Raw genomic sequence first — 16579 nt, 5'->3', positions numbered from 1 at the left:
TGAGTTTTGACGATCAGCCGGAGAATTTGGAATGCTTGAGGGAGCCGAGGTGCGGCTTGCCGTCGATATCGGTGGCACGTTCACCGACATCGTGCTGGACGTGGGTGAGGTGCGCAAAACCCGCAAGGTGCTGACGACGCCACAGCGCCCCGAACAGGCGGTGCTGGACGGCATGCGTCTCATCCTCGCGGATGCGCGTGCCCATATCAGCGACATCGACGTCTTCATTCACGGCACGACGCTCGCGACCAACGCGATCATCGAGCGCCGCGGCGCAAAAACGGCGCTGATCGCGACCGATGGCTTCCGCGACGTGCTCGATATCGGCACCGAGAGCCGCTACGACCAGTATGATCTCGGCATCGACAAGCCGAAGCCGCTGGCGCCGCGTTCCCTACGCTTCACCGTGCCCGAGCGCATCGATGCCCACGGCGCCATTCGCCTCCCGCTGGACGAGACGGCCGTGCGTGCACTCGCGCCGAAATTGCGCGAGCTGAAGGTCGAGAGCGTCGCCATCGCCTTCCTGCACTCCTACGCCAATCCCGAGCACGAGCGCCGCGCTGCGGCGGTCATCGCCGAGGAGATGCCCGGCATCTCCGTGACGGTGTCTTCTGCCGTTTGCCCGGAAATCCGCGAATATGAGCGCACATCGACGGCGGTCGCCAATGCCTATGTGCAGCCGCTGATCGACGGTTATCTCGCCCGCATGGCCGACGCCCTGCAGGTCGAGCAGTTCCGCGGCGCGATCTATCTCGTGACCTCGGGCGGCGGCGTCACCTCGATCGAGACGGCGCGGCGCTTTCCCGTGCGTCTCGTCGAATCCGGTCCCGCCGGCGGGGCGATCTTCTCGGCGCAGATCGCCGCACGCCTCGGCGAGAGCAAGGTGCTCTCCTTCGACATGGGCGGCACCACCGCGAAGATCTGCCTGATTGAAAAGTACCAGCCCGAGACCTCGCGCGTGTTCGAGGTCGACCGCGCGGCGCGCTTCCTCAAGGGCTCCGGCCTGCCGGTGCGCATTCCCGTGATCGAGATGGTCGAGATCGGCGCCGGCGGCGGCTCGATCGCCCATGTCGATGCCATGAAGCGCGTCACCGTCGGCCCCGAGAGCGCCTCGTCGGAGCCGGGACCCGCCTGCTACGGCCGCGGTGGCCAGCGTCCGGCCGTGACGGATGCGGACGTTGCCCTCGGCATGATCGATCCCGATGCCTTTGCCGGCGGCACGATCAAGCTCGACCCGGAGCTGTCGAAGAAAGCCCTGCTGAGCAGTGTCGGCGAGCCGCTCGGCCTGTCGGCGGAGACGGCCGCCTATGCCGTGCACGAGGTGGTCTGCGAGAACATGGCGAGCGCAGCGCGCGTCCATGCGGTCGAACGCGGCGAGATCGTCGGCCAGCACACGCTGATCGCTTTCGGTGGTGCTGCGCCGCTGCATGCGGCCCGTGTCGCCGAGAAGATCGGCGTGTCCAAGGTGATCGTGCCGTCGAATGCCGGCGTCGGCTCGGCGGTCGGATTCCTCGCGGCTCCCATCGCCTACGAGCTGGTGCGCAGCCGCCATGTGCGGCTCGACGATTTCGACACCAAGGCCGTCTCCGACCTGCTGCAGGAGATGGTGACCGAAGCCCGCGCGCTGGTCGAGCCGGGTGCGGCCGGTGCACCGGTGCGGGAGCGCCGTGCGGCCTTCATGCGCTATGTCGGCCAGGGCCACGAGATCACCGTCGAGCTGCCGAACCGGCCGCTCACCTCGGCCGATCTCGCCGGCCTGCGCCAGAAGTTCGAGGCGGACTATTCGGCGATGTTCGAGCGCCCGATCCCGGGCGCTGCGATCGAGGTCTTGAGCTGGTCGGTGCTCGCGACCACCGAGGCGCGCAATCCGTCGACCGTCGCGGCCGTCACGCGCAAGCCTGCGGCCAAGGCCTCCGGCAGCCGAAAGTTCTTCGACGGAAGGGCAGGCGAGGTGATCGAGATCCCGCTCTATCGCCGCGAGGACATGGCGCCGGGCGCGACCATCGCGGGCCCCGCCGTGATCGCGGAAGACGAAACGTCTACCTTCGTCTCCACCAGTTTTGACGCGCATATCGATGGTGCCGGCAGCATCGTCATGGAACGAAAGGCGGCCTGATCATGAGCAAGGCAAATGGCGCGAGCCTGATCGACCTTCAGATCATGTGGCACCGGCTGATCGCCGTGGTCGAGGAGCAGGCGCAGGTGCTGCTCCGCACCGCCTTCAGCCCGATCGTGCGCGAATGCGGCGACCTCTCCGCCGGCGTGTTCGACCTCAGGGGGCGCATGCTGGCGCAGGCGGTGACCGGCACGCCCGGCCACGTCAACTCGATGGCGGAATCGGTCAAGCACTTCATCAACCATTTTCCGCTCGAGACGATGAAGGAAGGCGACGCCTACATCACCAACGATCCCTGGATGGGTACCGGCCACCTCAACGACTTCGTCGTCACCACGCCCTGCTTCAAGGACGGCAAGGTCGTCGCGCTGTTCTCCTGCACCAGCCACCTTATGGACATCGGCGGCATCGGCTTCGGGCCTGACGCCACCGACGTGTTCATGGAGGGGCTCTACATCCCCATGCTGAAGCTGATCGACCAAGGCGTCGTCAACGAAACGCTGATGGCGATGATCCGCACCAACACGCGGCTGCCGATCGACACCGAGGGCGACACCTATTCGCTCGCCGGCTGCAACGATGTCGGCTGCGAGCGGCTGGTCGAGATGATGACCGAGTTCGGCATCGACACGCTCGACGTGCTCGGCGACTATATCTGCGACCGCTCGCGCGAGGCGGTTCTCGCCGAGATCGCAAAGCTGCCGAAGGGCAGCTGGCGCAACACCATGGTGGTGGACGGCTATGATGCGCCGGTGACGCTGGCGGCGACGCTGACGATCTCGGATGACGGCATCCACGTCGATTTCGACGGCACCTCCGCCGCCTCGAAGTTCGGCATCAACGTGCCCTTGTCCTACACCACGGCCTATACCGTGTTCGGCCTCGGCTGCGTCGTCGCCTCGCAGATCCCGAACAATGCCGGCTCGCTCTCGCCGCTGACGGTGTCGGCGCCTGCTGGCGCGATCCTCAATGCGCCCAAGCCCGCGCCGGTGGCCTCGCGCCACATCATCGGTCAGATGTTGCCCGACGTGGTGTTCGGCTGCCTGCGCCAGATCATTCCCGAGCGCGTGCCGGCCGAGGGCACGTCCTGCCTGTGGAATCTCAACGTCCGCGGCCAGACCCGCTCGGGCGTCGGCGGCAATTACGGGTTCTCGATGGCGGTGACCTCCAACGGCGGTACCGGCGCGCGCTTCGGCAAGGACGGGCTGTCGGCGACTGCCTATCCAAGCGGCGTGCGCGGCACGCCGGTCGAGATCGCGGAGACGCAGACGCCGCTGATCTTCTGGCGCAAGGAGCTGCGTCCGGATTCCGGCGGAGCAGGGCGCACCCGCGGCGGCCTCGGCCAGATCATCGAGGTCGGCAGCGGCGTCGATGCGCCGTTCGACATCCTCGCCGCATTCGACCGCATCGATCATCCGCCGCGCGGGCGCGATGGCGGCAAGAACGGCGAGGCAGGCTATGTCGGTTTGAAATCCGGCAAGAAGTTGCGTGGAAAAGGCTTTCAGCAGGTGCCGCCGGATGACAGGCTAGTGGTGCATACGCCCGGCGGCGCCGGCATCGGCGCACCCACCGAGCGCGACCGCGCTGCGGTCAAGGACGACATCGACAGCGGGCTCGTGTCCGCCGACAATGCGGCTGCAGTCTATGGGTACGCGCGCTGATGCGTCAGCGCGTGCGGTAACAAACGGAGGGGCTCGATGATCACGCGACGGAATTTCACCGCGGGCGCAGCGACGCTGCTCGCCGCCGGACACATCTCCACCCGTGCGCGGGCGGCGACGACAAGCTGGGACATGTCGACGGTCTGGCCGGACGGCAATTTCCACACCCAGAATGCGATGGCGTTCGCGGAGGAAGTGAAGAAGCAGAGCAACGGCTCGGTCGCGATCACCGTGAAGGCGGGCGGCCAGCTCGGCTTCAAGGGCCCCGAGCATCTGCGCGCCGTGCGCGACGGCCTCGTGCCGCTCGCCGACGTCCTCAACATCCAGCAGGTCGGTGACGAGCCCTTCATGGGCGTCGAGAGCATCCCCTTCCTGTGCGGCTCGATGGACGAGCTCAAGGTGCTGCACAAATATGTGCGGCCCGAATACGAGAAGGTCGCCGCGCGCAACAACCAGAAGATCCTCTACATCGTGCCGTGGCCGACGCAGTACCTGCATCTCAAGGTCAAGGTCGCCGACGTCGAGGGCCTGAAGAACATCAAGATCCGCGTGCCCGACAAGAACGCGGTCGACATGCTGGCCGTGGTCGGCATGGCCCCGGTGATGATCCCGTGGGGCGAGACGATTCCTGCTCTGGCATCGGGCGCCGTCTCGGGCGTCTCCACCTCGTCGGTGTCGGGCGTCGACGGCAAGTTCTGGGAATTCCTCAAATACGTCTACCCGACCAATCATGTCTGGTCGTCACAGATGCTCACCGTAAATCTCGATTCCTGGAAGGCGCTCAGCGCCGATCAGCAGAAGCTCGTCGCGGATGTCGCGGCGAAGATGGAGCCGGGCTTCTGGGCGAACTCGCTCAAGGCCGACGCCGACAGCCTCGCCCGCCTGAAAGAGGGCGGCATGGAGGTGGTGCCGGTGTCGGACGCGATGATGAAGGACATCCGGGCCAAGACCGCGCCGCAGCTCGATGCCTTCGTCAAGCGCGTGCCGGCGGCCGAAAAGCCGGTGCGGTCCTATCTCGCCGAAATGAAGCGCGGCTGAGGGCGGAGCCGTGGTGAGCGTCTCGCCTGAAGCACCGCAAAGCCTCAATGCAGCGGCGCCCGCGCCGCTGCGCATCCTCCTCGACGGCATCGACCGTCTCGGCCGGCTCGACGGCTGGATCGGCGGCGGCTGCCTGCTGACGCTGACGCTGTTGATGCTGTGCGAGGTCGCAACCCGCTTCCTCTCGAACTTCCTGCCGTTCTTCCCGCCGAGCATCTCGATCGCGTGGGAATATTCCTCCTACCTCATGGCGGCCTCGTTCACCTTCGGCGCCGCCATGACCCTGCGCGTCGGCGGCCACATTCGCGTGGTGCTGCTGCTGAAGAATGCGCCGGCGCCGGTGCAGCGCGCGCTCGAGATCCTCTCGGCGGCGGCCGGCTTCGCCTTCATGGCGTTCCTGACCTCGGCCATGGCCAAGTTCGCCTTCAGCGCCTATGTGCGCGGCCAGGTCTCGACCTCGAGCGACACGCCGCTGTGGTTTCCGGAAGCCGTCGTCACCTTCGGCATGCTGCTGCTCACGCTGCAGTTCCTGGCGCGCGCAATCCAGGCGGTGCTCGGCCTGCCGCTGGAGGATCACCGCATGAAGGCCTCGCCCGTCGAATGACCGTCTTGCCCGCACCCGGATTCAGGATCGCATGACCATCGAAGTCCTCGCTCTGTTCGCGATCCTGTTTGCGCTGCTGGCCTGCGGCGTGTGGATCGGCCTCACGCTTGCGCTCACCGCGACGCTGTTGCTGGCGATGTTTCGCTCGATCCCGCTCGACAAGTTGCTGCCGCAATACGCCTGGAACATCCTGACGACGCAGGAGCTGCTGGCGCTGCCGCTGTTCATCCTGATGGGCGAGCTGCTGTTCCGCACCCGGCTGTCGCGCTCGCTGTTTCAGGGCCTCGCGCCCTGGGCCGGACTGCTGCCGGGCCGCCTGCTGCATGTGAACGTGATCGGCTGCACCATCTTCGCGGCGATCTCGGGCTCGTCGGCCGCAACCACGCAGGTGATCGGCCGCATGTCGCTCAACGAGCTGCTGCGCCGTGGCTATTCGCGCGACATCGCGATCGGCTCGCTCGCCGGCGCCGGCACGCTCGGCTTTCTGATCCCGCCGTCCAACATCATGATCATCTACGGCGTGCTCGGCGACGTCTCGATCCTGAAGCTGTTTACGGCGGGCGTGCTGCCCGGCCTGCTGCTCGCCGCCACCTTCATGGGCTGGGTGATGCTGCACACCACGCTCAAGCCATCGATGGTGCCGGAGACCGAAGCAAAGCTCTCGCTGGTGCCGTGGGGCGAACGCTTCGCCGCGCTCAAGGACCTCGCGCCGGCGCTGTTCCTGATCGCCTGCGTGCTCGGCTCGATGTATGGCGGTCTCGCGACGCCCTCGGAAGCCGCGGCCGTCGGCGTGCTCGGCGCCGGGCTGGTCGCCTGGGCGCAGGGCTCGATGTCGCAACAGGTGATGCGCGACGTGCTGATCGGCTCGGTCGTGACCTGCTCGATGATCGCGCTGATCGTGCTGGGCGCATCGATCCTCGGCAATGCCGCAGCGTTCCTCGGCATTCCTCAGGCGGTGGCCGCCTTCGTCAAGGGACTCGGCCTGTCGCCCTTCATGCTGATCGTCGTGCTGGTCATCTTCTATTTGATCCTCGGCTGCTTCCTCGACGGCTTCTCGATGATCGTGATGACGCTGCCGATCGTGCTGCCGATCGTGAAGGGTGCCGGCTTCGACGAGATCTGGTTCGGCATCTTCCTCGTGCTCGCGGTCGAGATGGCGCAGATCACCCCGCCGGTCGGCTTCAACCTGTTCGTGATCCAAGGCCTCACCGAGGACGGACTCGGCTACATCGCGCGCGTCACGATGCCGTATCTGGTGATCATGATCGGCTTCGTGCTGCTGCTGACGCTGTGGCCGGGCATCGTCACGATCCTGCCGCGTGTGCTGTACGGGTAAAGCGTTCCGGCGGTTTGATTCGACACCGTCATGCCCGGGACAAGCCCGGGCATGACGGTCTCCGCCTTACGCCGCCGCCTTCTTCCGCGCGAGCTCGGCCTTGTACAGCTCGAACTCCTCCGCAATGGCCTTTGCGACTGACGGCCGCTGGCGCAGGCGCTCGAAGTAGGCCTTCACGTTCGGCCATTTCGCGAGCTCGATCGGCGGCGTCGCCATGGTCCAGTTGATGACCGTGACGAGATAGGCGTCGGCCACGCTGAAATGGTCGAGCAGGAAGTCGCGGCCCTTCAGGTAGTTGTCGAGATAGTCGAGCCGCGACAGGTTCTTCTCCAGCACATAGGCTTTGGCTTCCTGCGGCGCCTTGCGGTCGAGCACGGGGATGAAGAGGCCCTTGTGCAGCTCGGTGCCGATGAAGCAGAGCCATTGATGCAGCCTTGTGCGCTCGATGCCCTCCGTGGCGCCGAGGCCGGATTGCGGAAAACGGTCCGCGACATATTGCAGGATCGCGGCGTTCTCGGTCAGCACCACGCCCTCGTCGGTACGCAGCGTCGGCACGAGGCCGATCGGGTTCACGGTGCGGAAGTCGGTGCCGTCGTTCAGCACCTTCTTGGTCGGCGGATCGACTTCGAGATAGGTCGCATCGGCGCCGGCTTCATACAAAGCGACGCGCGTCGCCATCGAGCAGGCGAGCGGCGAGAAATAGAGATCCATCTGTAGCCTCCTTGGGCAATTCCTTTTCGGGTGTCGCTCAACCTGGCCAGATTGATTTTTGTACCATCTTGCATAATATATCGATGGTCAAGGATTATTTTGCGAAATGGTACAAAAATCAAAACCGCCAGCTGCTGCCAATCCGCCCGAGCGCCGTAGCGAACCCAAACGCCGCGGCCGCCCACGCGCCTACGAACCCGATGTCGCGCTCGGCAAGGCGCTCGATCTGTTTCGCAAGCAAGGCTTCGCGGCGACTTCGCTCGATGATTTGAGCGAAGCGACAGGCATGAACCGGCCGAGCCTTTACGGCGCGTTCGGCGACAAGCGCGAGCTCTACATCAAGAGCTACCAGCGCTATCGCGAAGAGGCGGCCGCCTCCATGGTCGAGATCTTCCGCCAGGAGATGCCGCTTCGCCAGCGGCTCGAGCGCATCTACGCGGCCGCGCTGGACATCTACCTTTCCGGCGACACCGGTCCGCGCGGCTGCTTCACGGTCGTCACCGCCGCCTCCGAAGCCGTCGGCGATCCTGACATCCGCGCCATGGTGCTCGACGGCCTCACCGGGCTCGACAAGGCGTTCGCAAGCTGTTTCCGCCGCGCGAAAGAGAAAGGCGAGTTGCCGGAGAGCGCCGATCCGTTCGCGCTTGCGCAGATCGCCTCCGCCACCGTTCACACCATCGCCATTCGCTCGCGCGCCCGCGTCCCGCGCAAGGAGCTCGAAGCGATCGTGAAGGGCGCGATCGACGTGATGCTGGGGACGAAGGGGTAGGCCGTCGTCCCGGGGCGCGCCGGAACGACAGTGAATATGTGGCGCGAGCCCTCTCTGCATCGTCGTCCTGGCGAAAGCCAGGACCCATAGCCACTGAATGCAGTTTGGCGATGACTCGGAGTTGCCGCCGCCGCGCTAAAACCTTGGCCTGGGGTAATGGGTCCTGGCCAGGACGACGCCCCCAGGGGCCAGTCGTGGCCTACCTACGCCGCGCGGATATTCGCGAGGAAACGGTCAACCTCATCGCGCAGCCGCTGCGATTGTTTGGCCAGCTCGATCGCCGAGCCCAGCACCTCCTCGGCGGCGGTGCCCGTGGCTGCGATGCCGTCGGTGACGCCGGCGATGTTCTGCGAGACCTCACCGGTGCGGGCGGCGGCCTGCTGGACGTTTTGCGCGATTTCCTGCGTGGCGGTGCCCTGCTGGCCGACGGCGGCGGCAATCGCCGCCGAGATCTCGTCGACCTGCTGGATCGTCGCACAGATCGACTGGATGCCGTCCACCGCACCGCTGGTTTCGCCCTGAACGGCCGTCACCTGCGCGCCGATCTCTTCCGTCGCCTTTGCCGTCTGCGTCGCCAGCGCCTTCACTTCGGAGGCGACCACGGCGAAGCCGCGGCCGGCTTCGCCCGCGCGCGCCGCCTCGATCGTCGCATTGAGCGCGAGCAGGTTGGTCTGTCCCGCAATGCCGTTGATGAAGGAGACGACGTCGCCGATCTTCTGCGCGGCGTCGGCGAGGCTCTGCACGCGCGCATTCGACTGCCGGCCGTCGCTGGCAGCCTTGCCGACGACCTCGGTCGCATGCGCCAGCCGCCGGCTGATCTCGGTCATCGACGACGACAGCTCTTCCGCGGCGGCCGCGACGGTCTGCACGTTCTCCGACGCGAGCGCGGAGGCCGACGACACCGTACGGGTCTGCTCGCGCGACTGCGCGACGATGGCCGACATCGAGCGTGCGGTGTGCTCCATCTCGACGGCGGCCGCCGACACCGTCGTGACCACGTCGCGAATGCTGGCTTCGAAATTGTCAGCCAGCGCGGCGAAGGCGCGCCGCTTCTCCGCTTCCGACTGCGCCTTGGCCTCGAGCTGCTCGGCCTGGAGGTTTGCAAAATTCACCGCGTTGTCGCGGAACACCGCGACCGCCTTCACCATCGCGCCGACCTCGTCGTTCGCCCGGCTTTCGGGAACTGCGACGTCGAGACGTCCGTCCGCGAGATCGCGCATCACGTTCGTGATCGACAGGATCGGCCGCGAGATGCTGCGGGCGATGAGATAGCCGACGATGCCCGCCAGCACGAGCCCGAGCGCGGCAATGCCGATCGCGAGCATCCAGGCGCGGTCGGCCGAAGCCTCGTAATCGGCATTGTCCATCACGAGCTCGACGGCGCCGATCGGCTTGCCGGAAAAATCCCGGATCGGTCCGAGCAGCGCGGCAACCGGCGCCGTGTCCAGTTTCGCTTGCCGCACCGTGAAATCGCCGCCGGCGGCGCGGCCGTACTCGGCCGCATCGAAGAAGCTCCTGCCCTTCAGCGTGCCGCCGAACAGCTTGAAGTTCGTGCCGTCGGCGAGGTGGAAGGCCACGTCGACATGGCGGTTGGCCTTGAAGTCGTCGAGGAAGGACTGGCCGAAGGTCAGGCCGAACTCGACCGAACCGAGATGCTTGCCCCCTTGCGCGATCGGCACCACGCCGCGGATGCCGAGCCCGGCGACGCCGCCTTCGAGGCCGACCACGACCTTGCGATCCTGGTTGGCAAGGACGACGGTCTTGCGGAAGCCGGAGAGATCGTCGCCGAACTTGGCGGGCTGGTGCACGCGCAGGAACGAGGTCGCCGGTGGGACGTGGAACTGGAACTGCTCGACGCCGTACTCCGATTTGGTCGCGGCAAACACCGGTCCGAACAGGCCGACGAGCGCGTTGCGATCCTGCTTCGCCATCGCGTCCTGCGTCGCCGGCATCGCGGCCACCACCGTGCTCATCGCGGCGGCGCGGCGGGACTCCTCGGCGATCCGGGACAACAGCGCGTCGTAATGGCTGCGCAGCTCGCGCTGGTCGGCGCGGTCGATGATCCCGGCGATGATCCACATCGCGCCGAGCACCGCGATCAGCGCCGTCGCCGCCGCCGTCACCGCCAGCGCAACCGTGATCCGCATCCTGAGGCCGAGGCTCGTCCGCATGTCCGACTCGTTGTTTGAGCGTTCGTTAACAACGCCTATCAACTTCTCGCTAAGAGAGGGTGAACGGGACAGGGCGCGGGGTGGTTGTGGGGTTATTGCCTCAGCTGCCTGCTCCGACACAGGTATCGTCCCGGCCCCCGTGCGCAATTGCGCACTAGGCCGGGACGACACTAAGCACGAGGCGCTGGCGTTCGCGAAAACAGCGAGCCTCTAATACCCCCTGACCCGATCCACCACGTTCTCCAGCGCGCCGCCCGCCTCGAACCGCGCGATCTGCTCGGCAACATAGGCCGAGATGGCTTCGGCGTCGGTGTCGGCGGCGTTGTGCGGGGTCAGCACCACCTTGGGATGGGTCCAGAACCGGCTGTCGTTCGGCTGCGGCTCCTGCACGAAGACGTCGAGCGAGACGGCGCCGAGGGTGCCGTCGTCGAGACAGGCCAGGATGTCGGCCTCGTTCTGTAGGCCGCCGCGGCCGGCATTGATCAGCACGGGCGCGCCGAGCGGGCTGGTGCGGTTGAGCTTTGCAAAGACGTCGCGGTTGAGGATGCCGTGCGTGTCGGGCGTCAGCGGGAGCAGCGAGACCAGGATGTCAGTCTTGCGCAGAAACGCATCGATTCCGTCCGTGCCGTGGAAGCATTCGACGCCGTCGATCACGCGCGGGCTGCGGCTCCAGCCGGCGACGCGGAAGCCGAGCCGCCGCAGCACGTCGGCCGCATCCGCGCCGAGGGTGCCGAGCCCCATCATGCCCACTGTGACGGCGCTCGCCGGCCACTGATAGAGCGGCGCCCAGCGCTTTGCGCGCTGCGAGTCCCGCAAGTAAAGCTCCTGGCGGTGGTGCATCAGCACGTGCAGCACGACATATTCGGTCATGCGGTTGGTCAGGTCCGGCACGGCGACGCGCACCAGCGGCACGCCGGGCAGGCTCGTGTCGGCCATCAGCGCATCGACGCCGGCGCCCAGATTGAAGATCGCCCGCAGATTGGGGAAGGAGCCGAGATCGCCCGGCACCGGCTTCCACACCGCGGCATAGTGCACCTCGGCCGGATCGAGCGTGCCATCGGGCAGCAGCACCACCCGGCGGCCGCCGCAGACCGCATCGAACCGGACCTTCCAGCGTTCCGGCAGCCAGTTCTGCTGCGTGCTGTTGATCAGGACGGCGAGTGTGCCCTTGGTCATTCGAAGTGCCTCATGAGGTTCCGCTTTTGCAGGCCCTCCTTGACACGATCTGCCGGATTTTTCTTGCAAATTTTTTCCGCATCCCTGTCGGGGCGGGGCATATTGGACCGTCTTCAGAACAAGAGGTCGGGGAAGGTGGCTGCCCATGCTTTATGCGATACTTTGCTATCACGATGAGGACTTCGTCGGCTCCTGGAGCAAGGAGCAGGACGAGGCCGTGATGAAGAAGCTCGCCGTGGTGCAGGAGAAGCTCACCCAGCAGGGCCGGCTCGGGCCGGTGGCGCGGCTGCTGCCGACCACCGCGGCGGCGACGCTGCGCAAGGAGGATCCGCCGCTGGTGCTCGACGGTCCCTATGCCGAGACCAAGGAGCAGCTGCTCGGCTTCTACATCGTGGACTGCAAGAATCTCGACGAGGCGCTCGATGTCGCGCGCGACCTTGGCGCGGCCAATCCCGGGGGCGCCTATGAGGTGCGTCCCGTCGGCGTGTTCCGGCCCGGAGGAATTTCGGCGTGAGCGACACCGACACCGCCTGGATCGAGACTGCGCTGACCTCGGCGCGACCCCAGGCGGTGGGCGCGCTGCTGCGCTACTTCCGTAATCTCGATACCGCCGAGGAAGCCTTCCAGAACGCCTGCCTGCGGGCGCTGAAGACCTGGCCGCAGAACGGACCGCCGCGCGATCCCGCGGCCTGGCTGATCATGGTCGGCCGCAATGTCGCAATCGACGAGGTGCGCCGCGCCCGCAAGCAGCAGCCGCTGCCCGAGGACGACCAGGCCATCTCGGACCTCGACGATGCCGAGGGCGCGCTGGCCGAGCGGCTCGACGGCTCGCATTATCGCGACGACATCCTGCGGCTGATGTTCATCTGCTGTCATCCGCAACTGCCGGCGACGCAGCAGATCGCTCTCGCGCTGCGCATCGTCTCGGGTCTCACGGTGAAGCAGATCGCGCGCGCCTTCCTGGTCTCGGACGCCGCGATGGAGCAACGCATCACGCGCGCCAAGGCGAAGGTCGCCGAGGCCGGGACACCGTTCGAGGCGCCGGGCGCCATCGAGCGCTCGGAGCGGCTCGCCGGCGTCGCCGCGATGATCTACCTGATCTTCAACGAGGGCTATTCCGCAAGCGGCGACACCGCCGAAATCAGGAAGCCGCTGTGCGAGGAAGCGATCCGGCTGGCGCGGCTGTTGCTGCGGCTGTTCCAGAGCGAGCCGGAGATCATGGGACTGACGGCGTTGATCCTGCTGCAGCATGCGCGCAGCGCCGCGCGCTTTGCCGCGGACGGCTCGCTCATCCTGCTCGACGACCAGGACCGCTCGCTGTGGAACGGCCCCATGATCGCCGAGGGCCTCGCGCTGATCGACAAGGCGATGCGCCATCGCCGCACCGGGCCCTACCAGATCCAGGCCGCGATCGCCGCACTGCATGCCCGCGCTGCGACGCCGGAGGAGACCGACTGGACCCAGATCGACCTGCTCTATGGCGCGCTCGAAGTGGTGCAGCCCTCGCCGGTGGTGACGCTCAACCGCGCGGTCGCGGTCTCCAAGGTGCGCGGGCCGCAAGCCGCGCTCGACCTGATCGAGCCGCTGGCGCCGAAACTCGCCAACTATTTTCATTTCTACGGCGTGCGCGGCGCCTTCCTGATGCAGCTCGGCCGCAACGACGAGGCCCGTGTCGCCTTCGACCGCGCCATCGCGCTGGCCAACACCTCCGCGGAAGCCGCCCACATCCGCATGCATCTCGACCGGTTGATCCGGGACAGCCAGCCGAAGGCGGGTGGCGAAGGCGCGAAGCAGAGCGCGAAGGCGAAATAGGGCAGGGTGCTTCCACATCGTCATGCCCGGGCTTGTCCCGGGCATCCACGTTCTTTCATATCCGCGCCAAGAACGTGGATGGCCGGGACAAGCCCGGCCATGACGTGGGGTGGGCGGTCTGCCAAGAAATTCTCTTCAAGACTGTCGGCCCCGGCCATCCTCCTTCGTCTTAATCCCATCAAGGGAGCCATTCATGCTGAAAACCATTACTGTCATCGCCGTCGTGCTCGCGGTCGGAATTGCGGGCGTCCTGGTCTTTGCCCTGACCAAACCCGACACCTTCCGTGTCGAGCGCTCGCTCGCCGTGAAGGCGCCGGCGGCTGCGATCTATCCGCTCGTCTCCGATTTCCACTTCTGGACCGGCTGGTCGCCCTACGAGAACCGCGATCCCGCCATGAAGCGCAGCTACGGTGGAACTGCGGCCGGGAAGGGCGCGACCTATGCCTGGGACGGCGACAACAATGTCGGCGCCGGCCATATGGAGATCCTCGAGGCGAGCACGCCGTCAAAGCTCCGCATCAAGCTCGATTTCGAGCGCCCCTTCGAAGGCCACAACACCGCCGAGTTCACCTTTGTGCCGCAAGGCGAGACTACGCTGGTCACATGGGCGATGTACGGTCCGGCGCCGTTCCTGTCCAAGGTGATGCAGGTGTTCATCAACATGGACAGCATGATCGGCAAGGACTTCGAGGCGGGTCTCGCCAGCCTCAAGAAGCTCACCGAGAAATAGCGCCAACGGTTGCCCAGGAAGCGAAGAAGAGGAGAGAAACGATGCTCAATCCCTATCTGTTCTATCAGGACACCTGCGAAGCGGCGTTCACCTATTACGCCAAGGTCTTGGGCGGCAAGATCGACGCGATGATGCGTTCGTCGGACGCGCCGCCGGACATGCCCGCCGCGCCCGGCCGCGAGAAGATGATCATGCATGCACGGATGTCGCTGCCCGGCGGCACTGTGCTAATGGCCTCCGATGTGCCGCCCGAGCATTTCAGCAAGCCGCAGGGCTTTGCGGTTTCGATCACGGTCGCGGACCCCGCGGATGGCGAGCGCAAGTTCAACGCGCTGGCCGACGGCGGCACCGTCACGATGCCCTACAGCAAGACATTCTGGGCCAAGGGCTTCGGCATGTGCGTCGACAAGTTCGGCATTCCCTGGATGGTGAACTGTCCCGCCGAAGGAATGTGACAGCCGTCACCGCCCGACGTGCCCGGCGCGCCTCGCTCGATCGTTGCGAGCAGGAGGCGCGTTCGGGTGGGTCATGTCATGCACTGATCGAGCAGCAAGCCTCTCATCGGATTGAGCCGGTCGCCTCGTCGCCAGACGGCGGGGACTGGACACAGCGGGGGCAGATCACGAGCTTGGTGCCGAGCTTCCTGTCATTCTCCGCTTCGATCTCGTCGTGGACCGCCCACCACGCATCGGAATATGGACGCAGGGTGGCGAGCACGCGTTCTCGTTCCTGATTGGGATTGTCCTGCACCGGCGTCGGGTTCGCCGTGCGCCGCTTTGTGACGTGAGAGCGGTTCGGATTCTGGCCGAGACCGTCCCAGGCGATCGGCCGCCGCTCCTGCGCCGGCGCGGCCGCGCATCCCATGAGCGTTGCGCAAAAAGTAAGCAAGACGAGGGCGTGTCGAATCATGCCGGGCCTAATGGTGCGGTACGCGACACGCAAAATCCGCTTGGGACATCTTGCGCCGCGCCGGTTAAATGGAACTTAAGAGAAACGGCGGCCGGCATGGCCGAATATGGAATCAAAATCTCGCATGATTGTGTGAGAGCAGTGAGGCCGCTTCGTGAAAACGGTGCGGCCCGCATCGCACAACAACTGGCGCAATATTAGGCTGTGAACTCCGTGTCAGAATCGCTAATCATTCCTTCATAAATTCTACAAACTGGGGTGAGCGCGACTTGGAAGGGGAGCGACCGATGGCGGCGGCGCTACAGATCAACTTTGCACTTTGGGGTATGCTCATCTGCGCGAGCATGGAAATGGCGCAGATGATCCAGCGGTTCTACTAGAACCGCTCGAGCGCGTGACGGGCAATGACGCCGGCGCGCCTGCCTGTCAGCTCACGAGCAATGCGATGAGCGTGAAGCTGACGCTTGCGATGACAAGCATCGAAACGACGTAGTTGCGCGGTCGTGCCGTCCGGGAGGACGGCTGTCTCCTCGGCCGCTGCGGCTCGCCAGCGCGCCGGCCGGCTTGCGGCGGCGTGCGGGTGACGTCTGCGCTCGGGCCGGCATATTTCACATAGAGCTCGAGCAGCCGCAGCTCGGAGGCGAGGTCGATCAGGCCTTCGCGGTCGCGTCGCGACAGCAATTCGAACTCGGCGGTTTCCTCGGAGCTCAGCCGACCGAGGACGATCCGTCCCTGCTCGGACAGGCGGTAGCGGAAATCGATGGGCTGCATGGTCTGCGAGCCGTCTGAAAATGAGCAATCTTGAAAACGCGGAACCATTCCTAAACTGTGACCACTGCTGAGATTGTGACGCCGCCGCGGCCTCAGTCTGGCCAAGCGCATCATAATCCGCAGGAAAAAGCTGGAAACCGCGTAAATTGTGCAGCGCTTGCAAAGCGCTTGAGCGGATTTGGCGCCTGCAGCGAGGGAATTTCGCCGAACTGCCTAATCGCCGGACAATGGCGGACCAATCGTGGTCAGATGCGGCGCGCCGGCATCACCGGCAGCGCGGATAGATCGCGGCGAGATCGCGGCCCTTCAGCAGCAACAGGCGCGAGGTGAGACCGCCGCGGCGGCTGATCCAGTCGCGCACCGGTCCGGGATAGGCGGCCAGCACCGCATCCGATGCCTCCGGCTCGGCGTAGACGCGCCCGCGCCGGTCGATCGAACGCGCGGCATGGAAGCCGAGCACGGCGCGCCGGGTGACGCAGATGCGCTCGCCGGGCACGATGCTGAGCACGAGCGTGCAGGCGGACAGGCACGGACCGTCGATCACCACGCGCTCGCCGCTCTCGCGCACCTTCTCGAACAGATCGAGGAACGGCCCGACCTGGCCGCCCGGCGACTGGATGATGCGGATTTCCGCCGCGGCGGGGGCGGCGGCGAGCAGGGCGGATGCGAGCGCCAGGGCCGTGAGGATGATGACGCGTCGCATGAACTCTCCATCAACTCGGTTTCGTAGGGTGGGTTAGCCGACGGTTGCGCGTAGCGCAGTCCGTCGGCGTAA

General features: G+C 66.0%; 16 protein-coding genes. 10 read left to right on the top strand and 6 right to left on the bottom strand.

Features of this window, described 5'->3' with window-relative positions; all coding sequences use genetic code 11:
* Positions 1-31 precede the first annotated feature (31 nt).
* From A7X65_RS35950 to A7X65_RS35930, 5 genes are read left to right on the top strand one after another with little or no spacing between them, the layout of a single operon-like run.
* Positions 32-2116 carry a hydantoinase/oxoprolinase family protein gene (locus A7X65_RS35950; RefSeq protein WP_063694126.1) on the top strand — a complete coding sequence of 695 codons (2085 nt, stop codon included), beginning with the start codon at positions 32-34 and terminating at the stop codon, positions 2114-2116.
* A gap of 2 nt (positions 2117-2118) precedes the next feature.
* Positions 2119-3777, top strand: coding sequence for a hydantoinase B/oxoprolinase family protein (locus tag A7X65_RS35945; protein ID WP_063694125.1), 1659 nt, complete (start codon positions 2119-2121; stop codon positions 3775-3777).
* A gap of 36 nt (positions 3778-3813) precedes the next feature.
* On the top strand, positions 3814-4815 hold the full coding sequence (locus A7X65_RS35940; RefSeq protein ID WP_063694124.1) for a TRAP transporter substrate-binding protein: 1002 nt from the start codon (positions 3814-3816) through the stop codon (positions 4813-4815).
* Positions 4816-4825: 10 nt separating this feature from the next.
* The gene (locus A7X65_RS35935; RefSeq protein ID WP_063694123.1) at positions 4826-5419 is read left to right on the top strand and encodes a TRAP transporter small permease subunit; all 594 of its coding nucleotides are present in this window, start codon (positions 4826-4828) and stop codon (positions 5417-5419) included.
* A gap of 31 nt (positions 5420-5450) precedes the next feature.
* Positions 5451-6755 carry a TRAP transporter large permease gene (locus tag A7X65_RS35930; protein WP_063694122.1) on the top strand — a complete coding sequence of 435 codons (1305 nt, stop codon included), beginning with the start codon at positions 5451-5453 and terminating at the stop codon, positions 6753-6755.
* Between the two features lie 66 nt (positions 6756-6821).
* Here A7X65_RS35930 and A7X65_RS35925 read toward each other — a convergent pair whose 3' ends face one another.
* Complete coding sequence (locus A7X65_RS35925; RefSeq protein WP_063694121.1) at positions 6822-7466, bottom strand: glutathione binding-like protein; 645 nt, start codon at positions 7464-7466, stop codon at positions 6822-6824.
* A gap of 106 nt (positions 7467-7572) precedes the next feature.
* Between A7X65_RS35925 and A7X65_RS35920 the strand changes: the two genes are divergently transcribed.
* Entirely contained in the window at positions 7573-8235 is a 663-nt protein-coding gene (locus tag A7X65_RS35920; RefSeq protein ID WP_063694120.1) for a TetR/AcrR family transcriptional regulator, read from the top strand.
* A gap of 203 nt (positions 8236-8438) precedes the next feature.
* Here the strand turns inward: A7X65_RS35920 and A7X65_RS35915 are convergent, their stop codons facing one another.
* Together A7X65_RS35915 and A7X65_RS35910 are read right to left on the bottom strand one after the other, a co-directional pair.
* Positions 8439-10406, bottom strand: coding sequence for a methyl-accepting chemotaxis protein (locus tag A7X65_RS35915; RefSeq protein WP_063694119.1), 1968 nt, complete (start codon positions 10404-10406; stop codon positions 8439-8441).
* Positions 10407-10616: 210 nt separating this feature from the next.
* A complete protein-coding gene (locus A7X65_RS35910; protein WP_063694118.1) occupies positions 10617-11582 on the bottom strand; it encodes a 2-hydroxyacid dehydrogenase in 966 nt (321 codons plus the stop codon).
* Positions 11583-11727: 145 nt separating this feature from the next.
* On the opposite strand from A7X65_RS35910, the gene A7X65_RS35905 reads away from it, so the two are divergent.
* The 4 genes from A7X65_RS35905 (at position 11728) to A7X65_RS35890 (ending at position 14579) form a co-directional block, all read left to right on the top strand.
* The gene (locus A7X65_RS35905; RefSeq protein ID WP_063694117.1) at positions 11728-12096 is read left to right on the top strand and encodes a YciI family protein; all 369 of its coding nucleotides are present in this window, start codon (positions 11728-11730) and stop codon (positions 12094-12096) included.
* Complete coding sequence (locus A7X65_RS35900) at positions 12093-13394, top strand: RNA polymerase sigma factor (protein ID WP_063694116.1); 1302 nt, start codon at positions 12093-12095, stop codon at positions 13392-13394. The genes A7X65_RS35905 and A7X65_RS35900 overlap by 4 nt, the downstream gene beginning before the upstream one ends.
* A gap of 193 nt (positions 13395-13587) precedes the next feature.
* Complete coding sequence (locus A7X65_RS35895; protein ID WP_063694115.1) at positions 13588-14124, top strand: SRPBCC family protein; 537 nt, start codon at positions 13588-13590, stop codon at positions 14122-14124.
* A 41-nt stretch (positions 14125-14165) separates the two neighbouring features.
* Positions 14166-14579, top strand: coding sequence for a VOC family protein (locus A7X65_RS35890; RefSeq protein WP_063694114.1), 414 nt, complete (start codon positions 14166-14168; stop codon positions 14577-14579).
* Positions 14580-14682: 103 nt separating this feature from the next.
* Here A7X65_RS35890 and A7X65_RS35885 read toward each other — a convergent pair whose 3' ends face one another.
* The 3 genes from A7X65_RS35885 to A7X65_RS35875 all read right to left on the bottom strand — a co-directional run bounded on the left by A7X65_RS35885 (position 14683) and on the right by A7X65_RS35875 (position 16507).
* The gene (locus tag A7X65_RS35885) at positions 14683-15033 is read right to left on the bottom strand and encodes a hypothetical protein (RefSeq protein WP_063694113.1); all 351 of its coding nucleotides are present in this window, start codon (positions 15031-15033) and stop codon (positions 14683-14685) included.
* Between the two features lie 426 nt (positions 15034-15459).
* Positions 15460-15804, bottom strand: a complete 345-nt coding sequence (locus A7X65_RS35880; protein ID WP_063694112.1) for a hypothetical protein — start codon at positions 15802-15804, stop codon at positions 15460-15462.
* 265 nt (positions 15805-16069) lie between these two features.
* On the bottom strand, positions 16070-16507 hold the full coding sequence (locus A7X65_RS35875) for a hypothetical protein (protein ID WP_063694111.1): 438 nt from the start codon (positions 16505-16507) through the stop codon (positions 16070-16072).
* Positions 16508-16579 lie beyond the last annotated feature (72 nt).

This window comes from Bradyrhizobium stylosanthis (genome assembly GCF_001641335.1).
GTDB classification, from domain to species: Bacteria; Pseudomonadota; Alphaproteobacteria; order Rhizobiales; family Xanthobacteraceae; genus Bradyrhizobium; species Bradyrhizobium stylosanthis.
This window is presented reverse-complemented; position numbering and strand designations above follow the sequence as displayed.

Coding starts and splice junctions, on each gene's coding strand:
- A7X65_RS35885 (WP_063694113.1), bottom strand. CDS start 15,033: ATGATTCGACACGCCCTCGTCTTGCTTACTTTTTGCGCAACGCTCATG.
- A7X65_RS35940 (WP_063694124.1), top strand. CDS start 3,814: ATGATCACGCGACGGAATTTCACCGCGGGCGCAGCGACGCTGCTCGCC.
- A7X65_RS35945 (WP_063694125.1), top strand. CDS start 2,119: ATGAGCAAGGCAAATGGCGCGAGCCTGATCGACCTTCAGATCATGTGG.
- A7X65_RS35875 (WP_063694111.1), bottom strand. CDS start 16,507: ATGCGACGCGTCATCATCCTCACGGCCCTGGCGCTCGCATCCGCCCTG.
- A7X65_RS35895 (WP_063694115.1), top strand. CDS start 13,588: ATGCTGAAAACCATTACTGTCATCGCCGTCGTGCTCGCGGTCGGAATT.
- A7X65_RS35890 (WP_063694114.1), top strand. CDS start 14,166: ATGCTCAATCCCTATCTGTTCTATCAGGACACCTGCGAAGCGGCGTTC.
- A7X65_RS35915 (WP_063694119.1), bottom strand. CDS start 10,406: ATGCGGACGAGCCTCGGCCTCAGGATGCGGATCACGGTTGCGCTGGCG.
- A7X65_RS35925 (WP_063694121.1), bottom strand. CDS start 7,466: ATGGATCTCTATTTCTCGCCGCTCGCCTGCTCGATGGCGACGCGCGTC.
- A7X65_RS35910 (WP_063694118.1), bottom strand. CDS start 11,582: ATGACCAAGGGCACACTCGCCGTCCTGATCAACAGCACGCAGCAGAAC.
- A7X65_RS35920 (WP_063694120.1), top strand. CDS start 7,573: ATGGTACAAAAATCAAAACCGCCAGCTGCTGCCAATCCGCCCGAGCGC.
- A7X65_RS35905 (WP_063694117.1), top strand. CDS start 11,728: ATGCTTTATGCGATACTTTGCTATCACGATGAGGACTTCGTCGGCTCC.
- A7X65_RS35880 (WP_063694112.1), bottom strand. CDS start 15,804: ATGCAGCCCATCGATTTCCGCTACCGCCTGTCCGAGCAGGGACGGATC.
- A7X65_RS35950 (WP_063694126.1), top strand. CDS start 32: ATGCTTGAGGGAGCCGAGGTGCGGCTTGCCGTCGATATCGGTGGCACG.
- A7X65_RS35930 (WP_063694122.1), top strand. CDS start 5,451: ATGACCATCGAAGTCCTCGCTCTGTTCGCGATCCTGTTTGCGCTGCTG.